The following is a 16,252-nucleotide window of genomic DNA, read 5'->3' on the forward strand; positions in this document are numbered from 1 at the left end:
CTTGGGATTTGTTAATGTCAGCCCCTCTTCGGAGGGGCTTTTTTGTTGATTGATAACAGAAATTGTTCCAAGCTAGAAACTCAGGTCATCTAGGGAAAGTGATATACCGTGAAAAAAGCACTCTTGCTTCTACTTGTTTTGCTTATCAGCATACCCACATTAGCTGTTATCTCCCTGTACGCATTGATTCAGAGTAGCTACGCTCCGCAACTGGTCAGCAAATTCGCCGAGCACTTCACACATTATTCAATCGAAGCGAAACAAGTCACCTACTCTCCACCGCTACAAATCACCTTAGAAGACGCCACGTTCACTCATCAAGAGCAAACCACACGCATTCCAAAGATTACTGCGTGGATTAACCAAATACCTTGGCAAAATGGAAAGCTAACGTTTGATTCTTTGCTGATTGAAGGGGCAAACTTGGATATCACAGATCTAGAAACTGACGTGTTAAAGACAGTCCAGACCCACCAGCTTGCACTCAAGCAGACTGATATCAGTGCACCGAGATGGTCAGCGCGAGGACTCAACCTTCAAGTGGACCAACCTAGCTGGGCTAGCGGAAAACAGACCTTTCCTTTCGGTGATATTCAGCTATCTGCAGACCAACTCTACATCCAAGGGGAGGCGTTTAACGACTTGCTTGTCGATATGCGCTATCAACAAACAGACAGTACGATTTTTGGCAGTTCATTTCGTTGGCGAGGTGCCTCCATATCGGGGCAAGCTGAGCAATATACTGATGGCTGGTCACTGATCAATGTGACCATAGATAAGCTCACTTTGCCGAGTGAGACGCCGCTAGAACAGTTGCTTACAACCATGAGTCACCTTAGCCTTCCGGTGAATCATATTAATAGTTTGGATATTCTCAATGGCTCTTTTGACTACGCAGGGTGGCGCTTTGAACAACTTGATGCCTCATTAGAAAATCTCACTCTGAACCACTCATTGTGGCAACAGTCTGATGGTTACGCCTCTTTCAATGCAGAGAGCATAAATAACCTCGATATTCAGCTTTACTCGCCAAGAGCGCAGTTAGGTTTTAGGCAGGACCACATCACGATCGAAGAATTTGATGGCGACTTCAAACAAGGAAGAGTTCAGCTGCAAGGCGACATTCGTCCAGACAAGGTTGCACTCAAGCAGTTGCGCCTCTCTGGCGTCAAGTGGCTTGAGGATGCACAGCAACTGATTCCCAATGTTCAGCAGTTACTCGCGCCACTAAATCATTTGTCCATCGAAGAACTCGATGTTGAAAACGCTCAGATCATTCAAGTCGATAGAAAGCCCTATTGGCAGCTATCAGGCTTAAATATCAATGGCGAACACTTGGTGCTCATCAATGATGGGAAACTAGGTCTGCTCAATGGCCAAATTGAGATCAGTGCAAACTCAGCGAATCTGGATAGCCTCATTAGCACTCAAGCTCATCTAAAAGCCTCATCTCAACAAGGCGTACTGACTCTCAATAGGCTGTTTATCCCGTTAGAGCAAGGGTATGTGGAAGCAACAGGCCAATGGGACAGAACAACACTCAGCGCGCCATGGCAAGTCCAGTTGCATGCCGATGGTATTCCACTCAGTCATTTCTATCTGCAACATGCTCTGCCCTTCTCATTGTCAGGGTTTGCTGAGATGGAGTTAGAACTGAAGGGACTCTCTGGAGATTACTCGATGCTGGCACATAGTCTGTCTGGCCATGTGAGGGGCTACCTTCGTCAGGCTTCAATTGAGGCGAAAAGTGGCGATGGAGAACAAACGTATCAGCACAATCTCACTTTGGAGCAAATCGAGCTCAACGCCGATCGAGGAAGAATTGGAATTGTATCTGACAATGAAAATGACAACTTAGCTGGCAGCATCGATTTAACTAAATCGCACTACTCAACAATTCTTCTACACAGTAAACAGGCTTGCCATGAACTCTGGTCAGATATCCTAAGCCGAGCCAATGTCATCAAAAAAGGCTGCAGTGACACGCCACTACAGCCTATTAAACAGATTCAAGATGAAGGGATTCAAACAGAAGTCGAATCAGATTCACTGCCCAGTACGGCCTTATAGTTCGGCAGCAGCATATAGGTACCGATGAACTCCACCGCAGCATGATCACCACTATAGATGGTTACATGAATCACAATCCTTGCTTTGCGGCCTGAGGCTAAGCGATCCAAGTCGCCACTGATCCCATCAAGTGAGGTCGAAGCGACTGGGTTTTGTGTCACAGGCTGACGATAACGAATCTGACTGTCGGCTAAAACAATGTCCCCAACTAGGCCTCGCTCTTTCAGCAATAGCCAAGTCATGCCCCACCCCGTCAATGTCGCCAAAGTAAACGCAGAACCTGCAAACATCGTGTTGTGAGGATTTAGATTCGGATTCAGCTGAGCACTGCACTCGAATTGATAACCAGTATATTGGTTAATCTTGATGCCCATCTTGTCACTGATTGGGATTTGATGCTCCCAACGCTCCTGAAGCTCGGTACACCACTCTGGCTTGCGCAGCACATTTGCCATTGGATCGAGCGGTTTCACCATTTGCTGGTGCCTTACAGGGCCACGTTCATCGGTTAACTCTCCACGGCGCTCGAAACCATTTTTTTCGTAGAAAGAGATCGCATCTTCACGTGCATTACACACTAAGCGTTTTGCTCCTTCCTGGCGCGCTAACGACTCCAACGCCACCAGCACAAGCGAGCCCATACCTTTACTTCGACGACTGCCCTTTACCGCCATAAAGCGAATTTGACCTTCACTATCTGGGGTGATGTATAAGCGACCGATCGCCATCGGTCTACCACGACCATCGACAATCATGCGATGGTGACTCATTTGGTCATATTCATCTCGCTCAGAACCGATCGGCATGCGCCATGGTTCACGCAGCATCTGCCAACGAAAGTGGTAATACTTATTGAGTTGGTTTTCCGTTTTCGGCGTAATCAGCTTAAACATGTAAATCCTTTTCTAGAGACACTCGTCTCTCTGCTAGCCTTATAATTATACTTGTAACCAGAAGGTCACGGGGCCGTCATTGACCAGAGACACTTTCATGTCAGCAGCAAAGTGACCACGTTCAGTTGGTAACACTTCCGCGCAGCGGTCAGCAAAGTAATCATACAATCGTTCTGCATCAGCTGGGTGTGCTCCGCGAGAGAAGCCAGCACGAGTGCCTTTCTTCGTATCTGCTGGCAAGGTGAATTGCGAAACAACAAGAACTTTACCATCCACTTGTTTCACGTTGAGGTTCATCTTATCGTCTTCATCACCAAATACACGATAAGTGGTCACACGTTCCATCAGACGCTTCGCTTTCGCTTCATCATCATCTTTTTCAACACCTAATAGAACAAGTAGACCTTTGTCGATTTCACCAACGACTTCGCCATCTACTTTAACTGCGGCCTCACTTACTCTCTGAATCAGTGCAATCACTGCGACTTCCTTCTTGCTGCTCGAGTTTTGAACTTTCCGATGAGTGTACCATTTCTTTAGGCTCACTCCACTGCTCTCTTTCTCCAAGCGCTGCCGTCACCTCTGCACCAACTAATACGATCAGCCAGCACAGGTAGACCCAAACGAACAAGATTGGAATCGCCGCTAATGCGCCATAAATCAGCTGATAAGAAGGGAACTGGGTAATATAGGCAGCAAAACCTTTTTTGCTCGCTTCAAACAGCAGCGCCGCCACAATTGCGCCAATTAGAGCATGAGAAATACGCACCTTTTTATTTGGCACTAACAAGTACAGACCAACAAAAGCAAACAGCGACAGCAAAAACGGTAACCAACGAAGCAGCAAGTTATATACGCCAGATACCGCTTCGCTTTCGATAATTTTTAGAGACGTGACATACGAGGTGGCAGCGATACTCGCTCCAACTAGTATTGGACCAAGGGTCAGCACCATCCAGTACATTGAAAACGAAAACACCGCACGACGCTTGTGCTGAACACGCCAGATATAGTTAAGATTTTTATCGATGTTGGAGATCAACATAAGCGCAGCAACAAACAGGAAAGCACCACCGACAGCACTCATTTTGCCGGTATTAGAAACGAACTCCAGTAATGCGCCTTTCACTGCATCGCCCGCAGCAGGAACAAAGTGGGTAATCACAAAATCTTGGATGGCGTCGCCGGCGTTTTCGAAGATAGCAAAAGAAGAGAGAACCGATAGAAGTACGGTGAGCATCGGCACGATCGAAAGCAGAGTGATATAAGCGAGATAGCCAGCGTTTACATTGACACGATCGTGTTTCATCCGGCACAGCAAGTACTGCCCAAACTGCACGATTTGTTTCACTAATGGCTCAATTTTCAACTTGTATCTCCCTATCAACTCAGTCATCCTAACATCATAATTCTAAAGGAAAGGATCCCATAATGCCGTACTTACTGGCTATTGTATTGTCTATTTTTGCCCTGACAGGGTGTCAATCAGCCTATTACTCTGCGATGGAACAAGTAGGCTACCACAAACGCGACATCATGGTAGATCGGGTTGAAGACGCTAAAGAATCTCAGCAAGATGCACAGCAAGAGTTTACTAGTGCACTTGAAGCGCTCTCTGCACTAACAAATTTTGATGGTGGTGAACTAGAAACGGTTTACAACCAGATCAACGACAAATACCAAGACAGCGAAAAAGCCGCACAAGATGTTAGCGACCGAATCGCTGCGATTGAAGATGTATCAGACGCTCTATTTACGGAGTGGCAAGATGAATTAGAACTCTACACAAGCAGTTCTTTACGCCGCTCTAGTGAGCAAAAACTGCGTGAAACCAAAGCATCATACACAACGATGTTGTCAGCGATGAAACGCGCTGAAGATAAGATGACGCCGGTACTCAACACCTTGCGAGACAACACCCTTTACCTAAAGCATAACCTCAATGCCAGCGCTATCGGTGCACTGCAAGGCGAGTTCACCAACCTTGAACAAGACATTCAATTCGCAATTAAGCAAATGAACGCTGCGATTGCTGAATCGGATAAGTTTTTAGCTCGCTTAAACCAGAAGTAACCGAGTCAATGCTCCCGATAATCATCACTGGTGGCCCAGGCGCCGGTAAAACCACATTGATCGATGCACTAAACGCCAGTGGCTATCAAACCTTTGCAGAGTCTTCTCGCCAGCTAATTGAAGAGCAAAGCCAATTAGCCAATGGCATCTTACCTTGGGTTGATCTACCCAGGTTTGCCCGCCTATGCCTTGCGACTATGCAAACTCAGAAACAACAAGCCAACCAATTCGAGGTCGCGTTTCTCGATCGGGCGATTCCGGATATTTGTGGTTATCTGCAACAGGCAGGGTTAGATATCGAGCCTTGCTATATATCAGAAAGCGAAGGCTATCATCGACAAGCATTCTTCTGCCGTCCTGAACGCACTATCTATGTGCAAGATGAAGTAAGACCTTACCCATTTGAAGGCGCTGTCGCGATCCACAATGCTTTAGTTGAAGTGTATCAAGAGCTCGGATTTCAAGTTGTCGAAGTGCCTTTTATGTCCGTCTCAGAGCGTGTTCAGTTCGTTCACCACCGCTTAGGGCTTAAAAGCTAGCGCTTCGAATTCACAGCCAAAAGCGGCAATAGAGTCAGGGTTTCATCTCAATGAATAGCTTTTCTACACCACATAAAACAAAAGCCCCGAGCAGCTAGGCTACTCGGGGCTTTCTTTATCTAATCACTAAGATTACTTAGCGTTACGAGCTTCACGCTTACGATCGCTTTCCGTTAGGAACTTCTTACGGATACGGATGCTTTCAGGCGTTACTTCTACTAGTTCATCTTCATCGATGAACTCTAGTGCTTGCTCAAGCGTGTGCTTGATTGGCGGAGTAAGAACCTGTGCGTCATCTGTACCAGATGCACGAACGTTGGTTAGCTGCTTACCTTTCAGTGCGTTTACTGTTAGGTCGTTGTCACGGCTGTGAATACCGATGATCATACCTTCGTAAACTTCTACACCGTGACCGATAAATAGACGACCACGTTCTTGAAGGTTAAATAGTGCGTTAGTCAGTGCTTTACCAGCCGCGTTCGCAATTAGAACACCATTGATACGTTGACCGATTTGACCACCTTTGTGTGGACCATAGCTGTCGAATGTATGGTAAAGAAGACCAGAACCTGAAGTCAGAGTCATGAATTCAGTTTGGAAACCAATCAGACCACGAGATGGCATGATAAAGTCCATACGCACACGGCCTTTACCGTCTGGTGCCATGTCTTTCAGCTCACCTTTACGTAGGCCGATGTTTTCCATGATACCGCCTTGGTGCTCTTCAAGAACATCAATCGTTACCGTTTCAAACGGTTCCATTAGCTGACCATCAACTTCTTTGATGATTACTTCTGGACGAGATACTGCTAGCTCGAAGCCTTCACGACGCATGTTTTCGATCAGGATAGATAGGTGAAGTTCACCACGACCTGAAACGCGGAATTTGTCTGGATCGTCTGTCTGTTCAACACGTAGTGCAACGTTGTGTACTAGTTCTTTCTCTAGACGCTCAAGGATGTTACGTGACGTTACGTACTTACCTTCTTTACCCGCGAATGGAGACGTGTTTACTTGGAAAGTCATTGTTACTGTTGGTTCATCAACAGAAAGTGCTGGTAGCGCTTCTACTTCACCCTGTGCACATACAGTGTCAGAGATTTTCAGCTCACCAAGACCAGTGATTGCGATGATGTCACCTGCAGCTGCTTGGTCTACATCGTGACGCTCTAGGCCTAGGTAACCTTGAACTGTACCTACTTTACCGTTACGAGTCTTACCGTCAGCACCCACAACAGTCACTTGCTGGTTTGGCTTGATTGTACCGCGAGTTACACGGCCAACACCGATAACACCTAGGTATGAGCTGTAATCAAGCTGAGAGATTTGCATCTGTAGAGGACCATCAAGGTCAACAGCAGGCGCCGCTACTTCCTCAACGATAGTTTGGAATAGTGGTTCCATGTTCTCGCCAGTTTCGCCTTCTTCGCGTGTTGCCCAACCATTTAGAGCTGATGCGTAAACCACTTGGAAGTCTAACTGTTCGTCAGTCGCACCTAGGTTGTCGAATAGGTCGAATACTTGATCCATAACCCAGTCAGGACGAGCACCAGGGCGGTCAATCTTGTTGATAACAACGATTGGCTTAAGACCGTGTGCGAACGCTTTCTGCGTTACGAAACGTGTTTGAGGCATTGGACCGTCAACAGCGTCAACGATCAGAAGAACTGAATCTACCATCGACATGATACGTTCTACTTCACCACCGAAGTCCGCGTGTCCCGGAGTATCTACGATGTTGATGCGGTAGTCATTCCAGTTAATTGCTGTGTTCTTAGCAAGAATGGTAATGCCACGCTCTTTTTCGATGTCGTTTGAGTCCATGACTCGCTCTTCAGCTTCGCCGCGAGACTCTAAAGTACCTGATTGCTGTAGTAGTTTATCAACCAGTGTTGTTTTACCGTGGTCAACGTGCGCGATGATCGCGATATTTCTTAAATTATCAATCTGTGGAGTAGCCATGGATTTGATTCGCTCGATAGAAGAAGCTCGCCCTTAAATAGATAAATTTAAGTCGCGCGCTTACTTGATTAAAAAAACGGCCATAATGTACCAGATTCTAGCGAAAAACCCAGAAATATGTGATCTGATTCGCCCCTTTTCGACAGAAATTTTATTGATGAAACGCAAGGTGACGCTGAGTAACGCAAAATGCTCATTGACATCACCTGCAAAACTCGGCTGAATGGTATGCGATTTTGTTTTATTTTGGTGCATCAAGTAATTGATAGCACCAAAATGGTGCAACCAAAGATCATTTTGGTGCAAAACGCTGCACCAACTTTAGACTAAGCCCGCTAATTTATTGAAATTAATGGATTAATTTTTTTGGCACGGTTTTGGCTTTATTAAATTTAGCATCGATTAATACGATTGAAATGAAATTAATCAATGCTGGATTTTATGAAACAAATCGAGCTAAACCGCTTTAATAACACTGGAGGTTATCCAAGATGTCAGTAGAAAACGTTCTATCGCTGATCCAAGAAAACGAAGTTAAGTTTGTTGACCTACGCTTTACCGATACTAAAGGTAAAGAGCAGCACGTATCTATTCCTGCGCACCAGGTAGATGCAGACTTCTTTGAAGAAGGTAAGATGTTCGACGGCTCATCAGTAGCTGGTTGGAAAGGCATCAACGAATCTGACATGGTAATGATGCCTGACGCATCATCTGCTGTTCTTGACCCATTCACAGAAGACGCAACACTAAACATCCGTTGTGACATTCTTGAGCCTGCAACAATGCAAGGCTACGACCGTGACCCACGTTCGATCGCTAAACGCGCTGAAGACTACCTACGTTCAACAGGCATCGCTGATACTGTTCTAGTTGGTCCAGAGCCAGAGTTCTTCCTATTTGACGATGTTAAATTCGCAACTGACATGTCTGGTTCTTTCTTCAAGATTGACGACATCGAAGCAGCTTGGAACACAGGTTCTGACATCGAAGGCGGTAACAAAGGTCACCGTCCAGGCGTTAAAGGTGGTTACTTCCCAGTAGCTCCAGTGGATTCTTCTCAAGATATCCGTTCTGCAATGTGTCTAATCCTAGAAGAGATGGGCCAAGTTGTAGAAGCGCACCACCACGAAGTAGCAACTGCGGGTCAGAACGAGATCGCAACTCGCTTCAATACTCTAACTTCTAAAGCTGATGAAATTCAGGTTTACAAGTACGTTGTTCACAACGTTGCTCACGCATTTGGTAAGACTGCGACATTCATGCCTAAGCCACTAGTTGGTGACAACGGCAGCGGCATGCACGTTCACCAATCTCTAGCGAAAGACGGCGTTAACCTATTCGCTGGTGATAAGTACGGCGGTCTATCTGAGATGGCTCTTCACTACATCGGTGGTGTTATCAAGCACGCTAAAGCAATCAACGCATTTGCTAACGCATCAACAAACTCGTACAAGCGTCTTGTACCAGGCTTCGAAGCGCCAGTTATGCTTGCTTACTCTGCACGTAACCGTTCTGCTTCTATCCGTATCCCAGTGGTACCAAGCCCTAAAGCACGTCGTATCGAGCTACGTTTCGGTGATCCATCAGCGAACCCATACCTATGTTTCGCAGCAATGCTAATGGCTGGTCTTGACGGTATTAAGAACAAGATCCACCCAGGCGAAGCAATGGACAAAGACCTTTACGATCTACCAGCTGAAGAAGCAGCAGAAATCCCAACAGTGGCATACTCACTGAAAGAAGCTCTAGAGTGTCTAGACGCTGACCGTGAGTTCCTAACAGCTGGCGGTGTATTCTCTGATGACTTCATCAACTCATACATCGACCTTAAGTCTCAAGATGTAGAGAAAGTAAACATGACAACTCACCCACTTGAGTTTGAACTTTACTACTCTGTTTAATCAGGTTTAAGTAAGCAACAAAACGCTTTGTTGCACAAATTCAAGGCTCGCCTCGCAGGCGGGCCTTTTTATTTATCTACACAAAAAACAACCTGATACTATGACTTCTCGCATCGATGAGGAGCAATCATGAGTATTAAGCACACCACTCTAGGGTCCATGCTATTGTTCAGCTCAGCCCTCTATAGCCAAACTGTTTATACATGGGTGGACGACAACGGCACACTACATTTCAATGACACTCCCCAAAACAGCCACGCTAAGGCACTCAACCTGCCTAGCTATGAGCAGCCTGCACTCGCTCCAGAGTATGAAAAGTCAACCCCAGCCGAACCCACGACAAAGAAAGCTCCGTCACCTGAATTAGACAAGGTTAAGTCCGCTGAGTTAACGCTTGCGATCGTATCACCAGCTGATGACCAAGCCCTACGTAGCAACAATGGCGACCTCTCTATTCAAGGGGAGTTAAACCGAAAATTACTCCCCGGAGAGCAGCTACAACTCACCATCAATGGCAAGAGTTTCGAAGCTCCTACTCATACGCCGACATGGCAATTAAAAAACCTAGATAGAGGCAACCACTCTTTTGCTATTCAAGCATTTAGAGACGGCAAGCTTATTGCATCGTCCTTACCTATTACGGTGCACATTAAGCGAGTCAGCGTAAAATAGTTGCAACTAACACCTATTCACTAGGCCGAGTGGCTATTTGCCTTCTGTTATTCTCGATAATGCGCCATACTTGGATAATTCGATGCACCATAGTGGTGCATTGCACAATTAAAGTTCAAGGATAGGGTAAAGCAGTGGATAGCGAACTCAACGACATCATTTTAAATCATCAAGTCACGTCGATTCTTATCATGAATGAATCGTTGCAGGTGAAGTACGCAAACCCTGCAGCAGAGCAGCTTTTTTCTCAAAGTGCTAAACGTATTGTCGGCCACCCTTTGTCCCATCTAATCCAACACGCCTCAATGGATTTGGCTCTGCTGTCTCAGCCTTTACAAAGTGGTCAAAGCATCACTGATAGCGATGTGACTTTTGTGGTCGATGGCAAACCTCTTATGCTTGAAGTAACAGTCAGCCCAATCTCTTGGAACAAAGAACTGATGCTGTTGGTTGAAATGAGAAAGATTGGTCAACAACGTCGACTATCACAAGAACTCAACCAACACGCTCAACAGCAAGCTGCCAAACTGCTGGTTCGTGGGTTAGCTCATGAGATAAAGAACCCTCTCGGTGGACTAAGAGGTGCAGCTCAACTACTGGAACGGACACTGCCAGATCCTAGCTTAACCGAATATACGCAAATTATTATTGAACAAGCCGATCGATTGCGAGCTTTGGTTGATCGCCTTTTAGGCCCTCAAAAGCCTGGCAAAAAGCAACCTGAGAACCTGCACCTAATACTCGAAAAAGTCCGTCAACTGGTTGATCTAGAGGCGCACCAAAGTATTCATATTGAACGTGACTACGATCCCAGCTTACCTGATATCTTGATGGACGCAGACCAAATTGAGCAAGCGCTGCTTAATATCGTCAGCAATGCAGGGCAAATCCTGAAAAACCAAGATAACGGCCAAATCACCATTCGCACCAGAACAGTGCACCAAGCCAATATCCACGGCCAACGCTGCAAACTCGCCGCGCGTGTTGAAATATCCGACAACGGGCCAGGTATTCCAACCGATCTGCAAGATACCCTTTTCTACCCGATGGTCAGCGGACGCGAAGGCGGAACAGGCTTAGGCCTCTCCATTGCACAAAACTTAATTGACCAACACCAAGGCAAGATAGACGTAGAAAGCTGGCCTGGAAAAACAACATTTACTATTTATTTGCCAATTTAAACAACGCTAGTGGCACTGCTGTAAGGAAGAGATTATGAGTAAAGGGTACGTTTGGGTCGTCGATGATGACAGCTCCATACGCTGGGTGATGGAAAAAACACTCTCATCAGCAAACATCAAATGTGAAACATTCTCCGACGCAGAAAGTGTGCTTATGGCATTGGAGCGAGAAACACCTGATGTTCTCGTTTCAGATATCCGTATGCCAGGGATGGATGGCCTTGAGCTTCTCAAAGAGGTCAATCAACGCTCCCCAGACCTACCCGTTATCATTATGACCGCGCACTCAGATCTCGATGCAGCCGTTAACGCCTATCAGAAAGGCGCTTTTGAGTACCTACCCAAACCGTTTGATGTTGATGAAACCTTAACTCTTGTCGAACGCGCCATCACACATAGCCAAGAGCAGAAGCAAGAACAAGCCTCATTGCACGAAGAGGCATACACACCACCTGAAATCATCGGGGAAGCCCCAGCGATGCAAGAGGTGTTCAGAGCGATCGGTCGCCTTTCTCGTTCATCAATCTCCGTACTGATTAATGGCGAGTCGGGAACAGGGAAAGAGCTCGTCGCTCATGCTTTACATCGCCATAGCCCAAGAGCAAGTAAACCTTTTATCGCGCTTAATATGGCCGCAATACCAAAAGATTTAATTGAGTCCGAACTGTTTGGGCATGAAAAAGGTGCATTTACCGGTGCAAACAGTGTCAGGCAGGGGCGCTTTGAGCAAGCAAACGGAGGCACACTGTTTCTCGATGAAATCGGTGATATGCCGCTCGATATTCAGACTCGTTTGCTTCGTGTACTGGCCGATGGTCAATTTTATCGTGTCGGTGGTCACTCCCCAATCAATGTTGATGTGCGCATTGTTGCAGCAACGCACCAACATTTGGAAAAGCTGGTTCACAAAGGCGATTTTCGTGAAGATTTATTCCACCGTTTAAATGTGATTCGCATTCAGATACCTGCACTAAGAGAGCGCAAGCAAGATATTGAAAAGCTAACATTGCACTTCTTAGCGTTAGCCGCTGAAGAGCTTGGGGTTGATGTCAAAACGCTCCACCCATCAACGGTAGAGAAACTGATGCACCTTGAATGGCCAGGGAACGTTCGACAACTCGAGAATATTTGTCGTTGGCTGACCGTAATGGCAAGCGGCAGTGAAGTACTGCCAAGCGACCTCCCAACCGAACTACTTGAAGAGAAAACCATTTCAAGTGAAGTCGGCGGAGGTTCGTGGCAACAGCAACTTGCTAGTTGGGCAAAAAACTCCCTCACGAAAGGGGATACTGAGCTGCTCTCTTACGCACTTCCTGAATTTGAACGTATACTTTTGGAAGCGGCTCTCGAACATACCAATGGGCATAAGCAAGATGCAGCAAAAGTTTTAGGCTGGGGAAGGAACACTTTGACAAGAAAGTTAAAGGAGCTCTATTAAGCAATTAAGCTCACAACCCTCTCGAACTAAAGGGTAATGAATCGACCACCTAACATTCAACAAGCGAATTTAGGGGGATAAATTACCCGTTTTTTGAGCAAAAAAGCCTCGCTCGCATTTATCAAAACATATAAAATACAGCACACTGTACCTATAGAAGATAACATATGTCAGCGACTACGCAAATTACGCTTAGAACAGCGGTCATTCTGCCATTTGTGATGATTTTTATCATTACTATTGGTGTGATCATCGGTGTACAAAAGAATAGTTACGAAGAGATGGTCGTTGATATCAGTGATAAACAACTCTCATCACTCACTGAGAACGTTACTCTTGAGCTAGATAAATTTCTCAACGAACCCTTTCAAGCCAGCCTATCGTTGAGCCACTCGATTGGCTTTAATCGTCTCTATCAACCGGGCGATACTACCGACATTGAACAGTATTTTCTCACTTCTTTCCGCCATCTTTACCACACCATACCACAGCTTGATGTGATTGGATTTGGTGGTGAAAAAGCAGAATACGTCGGTTTTCGTAAAGAGCCGAATAAAGGCTACACCTTGATGGTTCAAGATGACCGAACTGATCAACAGCTGGTTATCTACCGAGGTCAAACGGTCAGTCAAGATATCCGCTCGGTTATTAAAAAATATGACCCTCGAATTCGTCCTTGGTATGCGCCCGTCGCCAAGAGCTTAGCGCCAATGTGGTCCTCCATCTACGCGAATGCAGACGAAAGGCAAGAGATCACTCTATCGGCACTCACACCCGTTTTCTACGATCAAGCGTTTCAAGGCGTTGTCGTCACAGACGTGAAAATTGATACTTTCAACCACTTCTTGAGCCATCAACAAACGCAAACAAACGCCGTGATTTATTTGGTCGATGATAAAAAGCGTCTAGTCGCACACTCAACTGGCGGTAATGTGGTTTCTTGGGGAACCCCTCAAAGTGAGAAAGGTCAGCGCCTACTCGCGATAGAAAGTGCCAACCCAATAATTAAAGCGAATGCAGAGTACTCAGCAGCACGAGGTCTGTATACAGAAGGAAAGGTACAACGTTTCAGTCTGGACATCGACAACGAACGCTACTTCAACCACTTCACACCTTACACTGACGAACATGGCCTCAAATGGTATATCGGCGTCGCGATTTCAGAATCAAACCTACTTGGCAAGCTTCCTGAAAGCCAAAGGGACAGTTGGATATTAGGCATTTTGGCAAGCTTCTTCGGTATCATTGTCGGCTTATTTGCCTTCAATCGAGTGGTGGCTCCAATCACCTCGACAGCATCCGCTGCTAAACACTTGGCGAAAGGGAATTGGGAAAGCCACATGCCAAAGCCTGGGAACATCTATGAAACAACGATGCTCGTGCACGCCTTTAATGAAATGGCCAACAACCTGAAAGCATCGTTTAAAGCCCTCCGTTCTCAGCTACTTTATGACTCATTAACTAAGTTATATAGCCGTGAAGGTTTGATTGATACCTGTGACAAACAGCCAAGCTTAGACGGCAGTTTAATGCTCATCGGAATCAATAAGTTTAGGGACATCAACGACAGCCTAGGTCATTACAAAGGGGACCAACTGCTGGTCATTATCTCGCAGCGCCTTAAATCAATCTTCTCAGATGACTACTACCTTGCAAGAATTGGTGGCGATGAGTTCGCTATCTATATCCCGACCAAGCAAAGTGAAGAAGAAACCATCCTCACTGCAAACCGCGTTTTGCAAATGTTCGCCTCTCCTTTTGTCATGGACCAAGAGAGTGTTGTTGTCAGTGTTTCAATTGGTATCGTTGAAAGCGGCCCGGATAACAATATGACTCTATGGCTACGCAACGGCAGCATCGCCCTGAGCAATGCGAAACAAGAAGTGACTAACATCAGTTACTATCGACCTGAGATGGCCGATATATCGCGTAAGCGCACACTTATGATCGCTAAAATCAAAGACGCGATTGAACACAAAGAATTCATCCCGTTCTATCAACCGCTTGTTGACTTGAATAGTGGTGAAGTGATTGGCGCCGAAGCACTCGCTCGCTGGCTATCACCATCTGCAGGCTTAGTTTCTCCACTAGAATTTATCCCTATCGCAGAAGAGAGTGGACAGATTGGTGCCATTGGAGAGCAAATACTTCTTCAAGCTTGTAATGATGCAGTAAGAGGTATGAAAGCTGGCAAATGGGATTCAAGCTTCCACATGCACGTTAATATATCCGTTCATCAGCTATCACAGCCTGACTTTATCTCGACCTTACAAAGGATACTGACTCAATCGACACTCAACCCGAATAGTTTAACCCTAGAGATCACGGAATCTCGTATTGTCGATAATGATCCTGTGACACTACAAAACATGCAGGCTATTCGAGACCTTGGGGTGCATATAGCGATCGATGATTTTGGAACGGGTTACAGCTCTTTAGCCTACCTACATAAGTTACCATTTGATTGTTTGAAAATAGACAGGACTTTCGTAGATAAACTCTCTCCAGATGAACTAGATACTTCTATCGTAGCAGCTGTCATCAACATGACTAGAGGAATGAAAGTGAGCCTTGTTGCTGAAGGCATCGAAACATCGGAACAAGCTAAAATGCTTAACCAATTGAGTTGCCCTCAAGGCCAAGGCTTCCTATACAGCCGTCCAGTTCCATTTGAAGAGTGGCCGACAAATTTAGTCAGCATAAAATAACAAGACCTCTTTCGCTTCCATACAAAGTGAAGCAACTTAGACTCAGGGAAACATTTACAAACTAAGCCGACATTTGTATGTCGGCTTTTTTGCACCTATAAGGACTCTGCTGAGAGAGGACAGACTTTCAATACTCCGAGCAAGGTATAAACGCACGAACACAGGACATTAAAGCGAGATCGTAGGGGATATTACCCTCCTTACCTCATTTCATAACCTTGGGACCTATACTTGGAATTCTCACGTACTGATGACCACCAACCCACAGACGCCTGTTATTCAAATACAAACAGACTCCTGCTTCGAGTAACTCTAATGAAACCTCTGGGTATGGCAAAGGGCTAAATGGCACAATCCAACAGACTATGCAGACCTCTTTCTTTAATCCATGTCGAGGCATCAGAAAAGACGAAAGCCCGTTGAGTTATCAACGGGCTTTCTGTGTCATAGGTAAGTCTTAGAGGGGCATACAATTAAAGTGGGACTTAGCTACCCCTATCATTTACAGTCTGCTCATAAATGAAAAAAGCCTCGCTATTTCTAGCGAGGCTTTTCAATGTGGCGGAGAGATAGGGATTTGAACCCTAGATACGCTATTAACGTATGCCGGTTTTCAAGACCGGTGCTTTCAACCACTCAGCCATCTCTCCACAAATTGTCATCATCAGATTAGTACACTGAAGATGTTGTTACACGTAATTACGGGTAACGATATTTAAAGCCTGGCGATGTCCTACTCTCACATGGGGAAGCCCCACACTACCATCGGCGCTAATTCGTTTCACTTCTGAGTTCGGCATGGAATCAGGTGGGTC

The 16,252-nt window shown here is 45.8% G+C and carries 12 protein-coding genes, 1 tRNA gene and 1 rRNA gene; 8 read left to right on the forward strand and 6 right to left on the reverse strand.

Going from position 1 to position 16,252, the window contains the following annotated elements; translation table 11 throughout:
* Nucleotides 1-108: 108 nt before the first annotated feature.
* Nucleotides 109-2,070, forward strand: a complete 1,962-nt coding sequence (locus F0231_RS14150; RefSeq protein ID WP_171760351.1) for an AsmA family protein — start codon at nt 109-111, stop codon at nt 2,068-2,070.
* On the opposite strand, the gene F0231_RS14155 is transcribed toward F0231_RS14150, so the two are convergent.
* The 3 genes from F0231_RS14155 to F0231_RS14165 are packed head-to-tail and all read right to left on the reverse strand — an operon-like array spanning nt 2,025 to nt 4,359.
* Nucleotides 2,025-2,963, reverse strand: a complete 939-nt coding sequence (locus tag F0231_RS14155) for a bifunctional GNAT family N-acetyltransferase/hotdog fold thioesterase (protein WP_171760352.1) — start codon at nt 2,961-2,963, stop codon at nt 2,025-2,027. The two genes, F0231_RS14150 and F0231_RS14155, sit on opposite strands and share 46 nt — an antisense overlap.
* Nucleotides 2,964-3,008: 45 nt before the next feature.
* Complete coding sequence (gene dtd, locus F0231_RS14160; RefSeq protein WP_171760353.1) at nt 3,009-3,443, reverse strand: D-aminoacyl-tRNA deacylase; 435 nt, start codon at nt 3,441-3,443, stop codon at nt 3,009-3,011.
* Nucleotides 3,415-4,359, reverse strand: a complete 945-nt coding sequence (locus tag F0231_RS14165; protein WP_171760354.1) for a virulence factor BrkB family protein — start codon at nt 4,357-4,359, stop codon at nt 3,415-3,417. Before F0231_RS14165 ends, dtd begins: the two co-directional genes overlap by 29 nt.
* Nucleotides 4,360-4,394: 35 nt before the next feature.
* On the opposite strand from F0231_RS14165, the gene F0231_RS14170 reads away from it, so the two are divergent.
* Both F0231_RS14170 and F0231_RS14175 read left to right on the forward strand, forming a co-directional pair.
* Nucleotides 4,395-5,036 (forward strand): DUF2959 domain-containing protein, encoded by a 642-nt coding sequence (locus tag F0231_RS14170; protein WP_171760355.1) that lies wholly within the window; start codon nt 4,395-4,397, stop codon nt 5,034-5,036.
* Between the two features lie 8 nt (nt 5,037-5,044).
* Complete coding sequence (locus F0231_RS14175) at nt 5,045-5,575, forward strand: AAA family ATPase (RefSeq protein ID WP_171760356.1); 531 nt, start codon at nt 5,045-5,047, stop codon at nt 5,573-5,575.
* Between the two features lie 132 nt (nt 5,576-5,707).
* On the opposite strand, the gene typA is transcribed toward F0231_RS14175, so the two are convergent.
* Nucleotides 5,708-7,537, reverse strand: coding sequence for a translational GTPase TypA (gene typA / locus F0231_RS14180; RefSeq protein WP_171760357.1), 1,830 nt, complete (start codon nt 7,535-7,537; stop codon nt 5,708-5,710).
* A gap of 491 nt (nt 7,538-8,028) precedes the next feature.
* Between typA and glnA the strand changes: the two genes are divergently transcribed.
* From glnA to F0231_RS14205, 5 genes are all read left to right on the forward strand, one after another.
* Nucleotides 8,029-9,438 carry a glutamate--ammonia ligase gene (glnA, locus tag F0231_RS14185; RefSeq protein WP_171760358.1) on the forward strand — a complete coding sequence of 470 codons (1,410 nt, stop codon included), beginning with the start codon at nt 8,029-8,031 and terminating at the stop codon, nt 9,436-9,438.
* Nucleotides 9,439-9,567: 129 nt separating this feature from the next.
* Nucleotides 9,568-10,110, forward strand: a complete 543-nt coding sequence (locus F0231_RS14190; protein ID WP_171760359.1) for a DUF4124 domain-containing protein — start codon at nt 9,568-9,570, stop codon at nt 10,108-10,110.
* Between the two features lie 134 nt (nt 10,111-10,244).
* The gene (gene glnL, locus F0231_RS14195; protein ID WP_171760360.1) at nt 10,245-11,291 is read left to right on the forward strand and encodes a nitrogen regulation protein NR(II); all 1,047 of its coding nucleotides are present in this window, start codon (nt 10,245-10,247) and stop codon (nt 11,289-11,291) included.
* 34 nt (nt 11,292-11,325) lie between these two features.
* Nucleotides 11,326-12,729, forward strand: a complete 1,404-nt coding sequence (glnG, locus tag F0231_RS14200) for a nitrogen regulation protein NR(I) (protein ID WP_171760361.1) — start codon at nt 11,326-11,328, stop codon at nt 12,727-12,729.
* Between the two features lie 167 nt (nt 12,730-12,896).
* Nucleotides 12,897-15,437 (forward strand): EAL domain-containing protein, encoded by a 2,541-nt coding sequence (locus tag F0231_RS14205; RefSeq protein WP_171760362.1) that lies wholly within the window; start codon nt 12,897-12,899, stop codon nt 15,435-15,437.
* Between the two features lie 559 nt (nt 15,438-15,996).
* Here the strand turns inward: F0231_RS14205 and F0231_RS14210 are convergent.
* Nucleotides 15,997-16,087, reverse strand: a tRNA-Ser gene (locus tag F0231_RS14210).
* Between the two features lie 70 nt (nt 16,088-16,157).
* Nucleotides 16,158-16,252 (reverse strand): 5S ribosomal RNA (rrf, locus tag F0231_RS14215); the annotation flags it as partial.

The organism is Vibrio sp. RE86 (genome assembly GCF_013114545.1).
Lineage (GTDB): Bacteria > Pseudomonadota > Gammaproteobacteria > Enterobacterales > Vibrionaceae > Vibrio.

Coding starts and splice junctions, on each gene's coding strand:
- glnG (WP_171760361.1), top strand. CDS start 11,326: ATGAGTAAAGGGTACGTTTGGGTCGTCGATGATGACAGCTCCATACGC.
- F0231_RS14155 (WP_171760352.1), bottom strand. CDS start 2,963: ATGTTTAAGCTGATTACGCCGAAAACGGAAAACCAACTCAATAAGTAT.
- typA (WP_171760357.1), bottom strand. CDS start 7,537: ATGGCTACTCCACAGATTGATAATTTAAGAAATATCGCGATCATCGCG.
- F0231_RS14205 (WP_171760362.1), top strand. CDS start 12,897: ATGTCAGCGACTACGCAAATTACGCTTAGAACAGCGGTCATTCTGCCA.
- F0231_RS14170 (WP_171760355.1), top strand. CDS start 4,395: ATGCCGTACTTACTGGCTATTGTATTGTCTATTTTTGCCCTGACAGGG.
- F0231_RS14165 (WP_171760354.1), bottom strand. CDS start 4,359: ATGACTGAGTTGATAGGGAGATACAAGTTGAAAATTGAGCCATTAGTG.
- glnA (WP_171760358.1), top strand. CDS start 8,029: ATGTCAGTAGAAAACGTTCTATCGCTGATCCAAGAAAACGAAGTTAAG.
- F0231_RS14175 (WP_171760356.1), top strand. CDS start 5,045: ATGCTCCCGATAATCATCACTGGTGGCCCAGGCGCCGGTAAAACCACA.
- F0231_RS14190 (WP_171760359.1), top strand. CDS start 9,568: ATGAGTATTAAGCACACCACTCTAGGGTCCATGCTATTGTTCAGCTCA.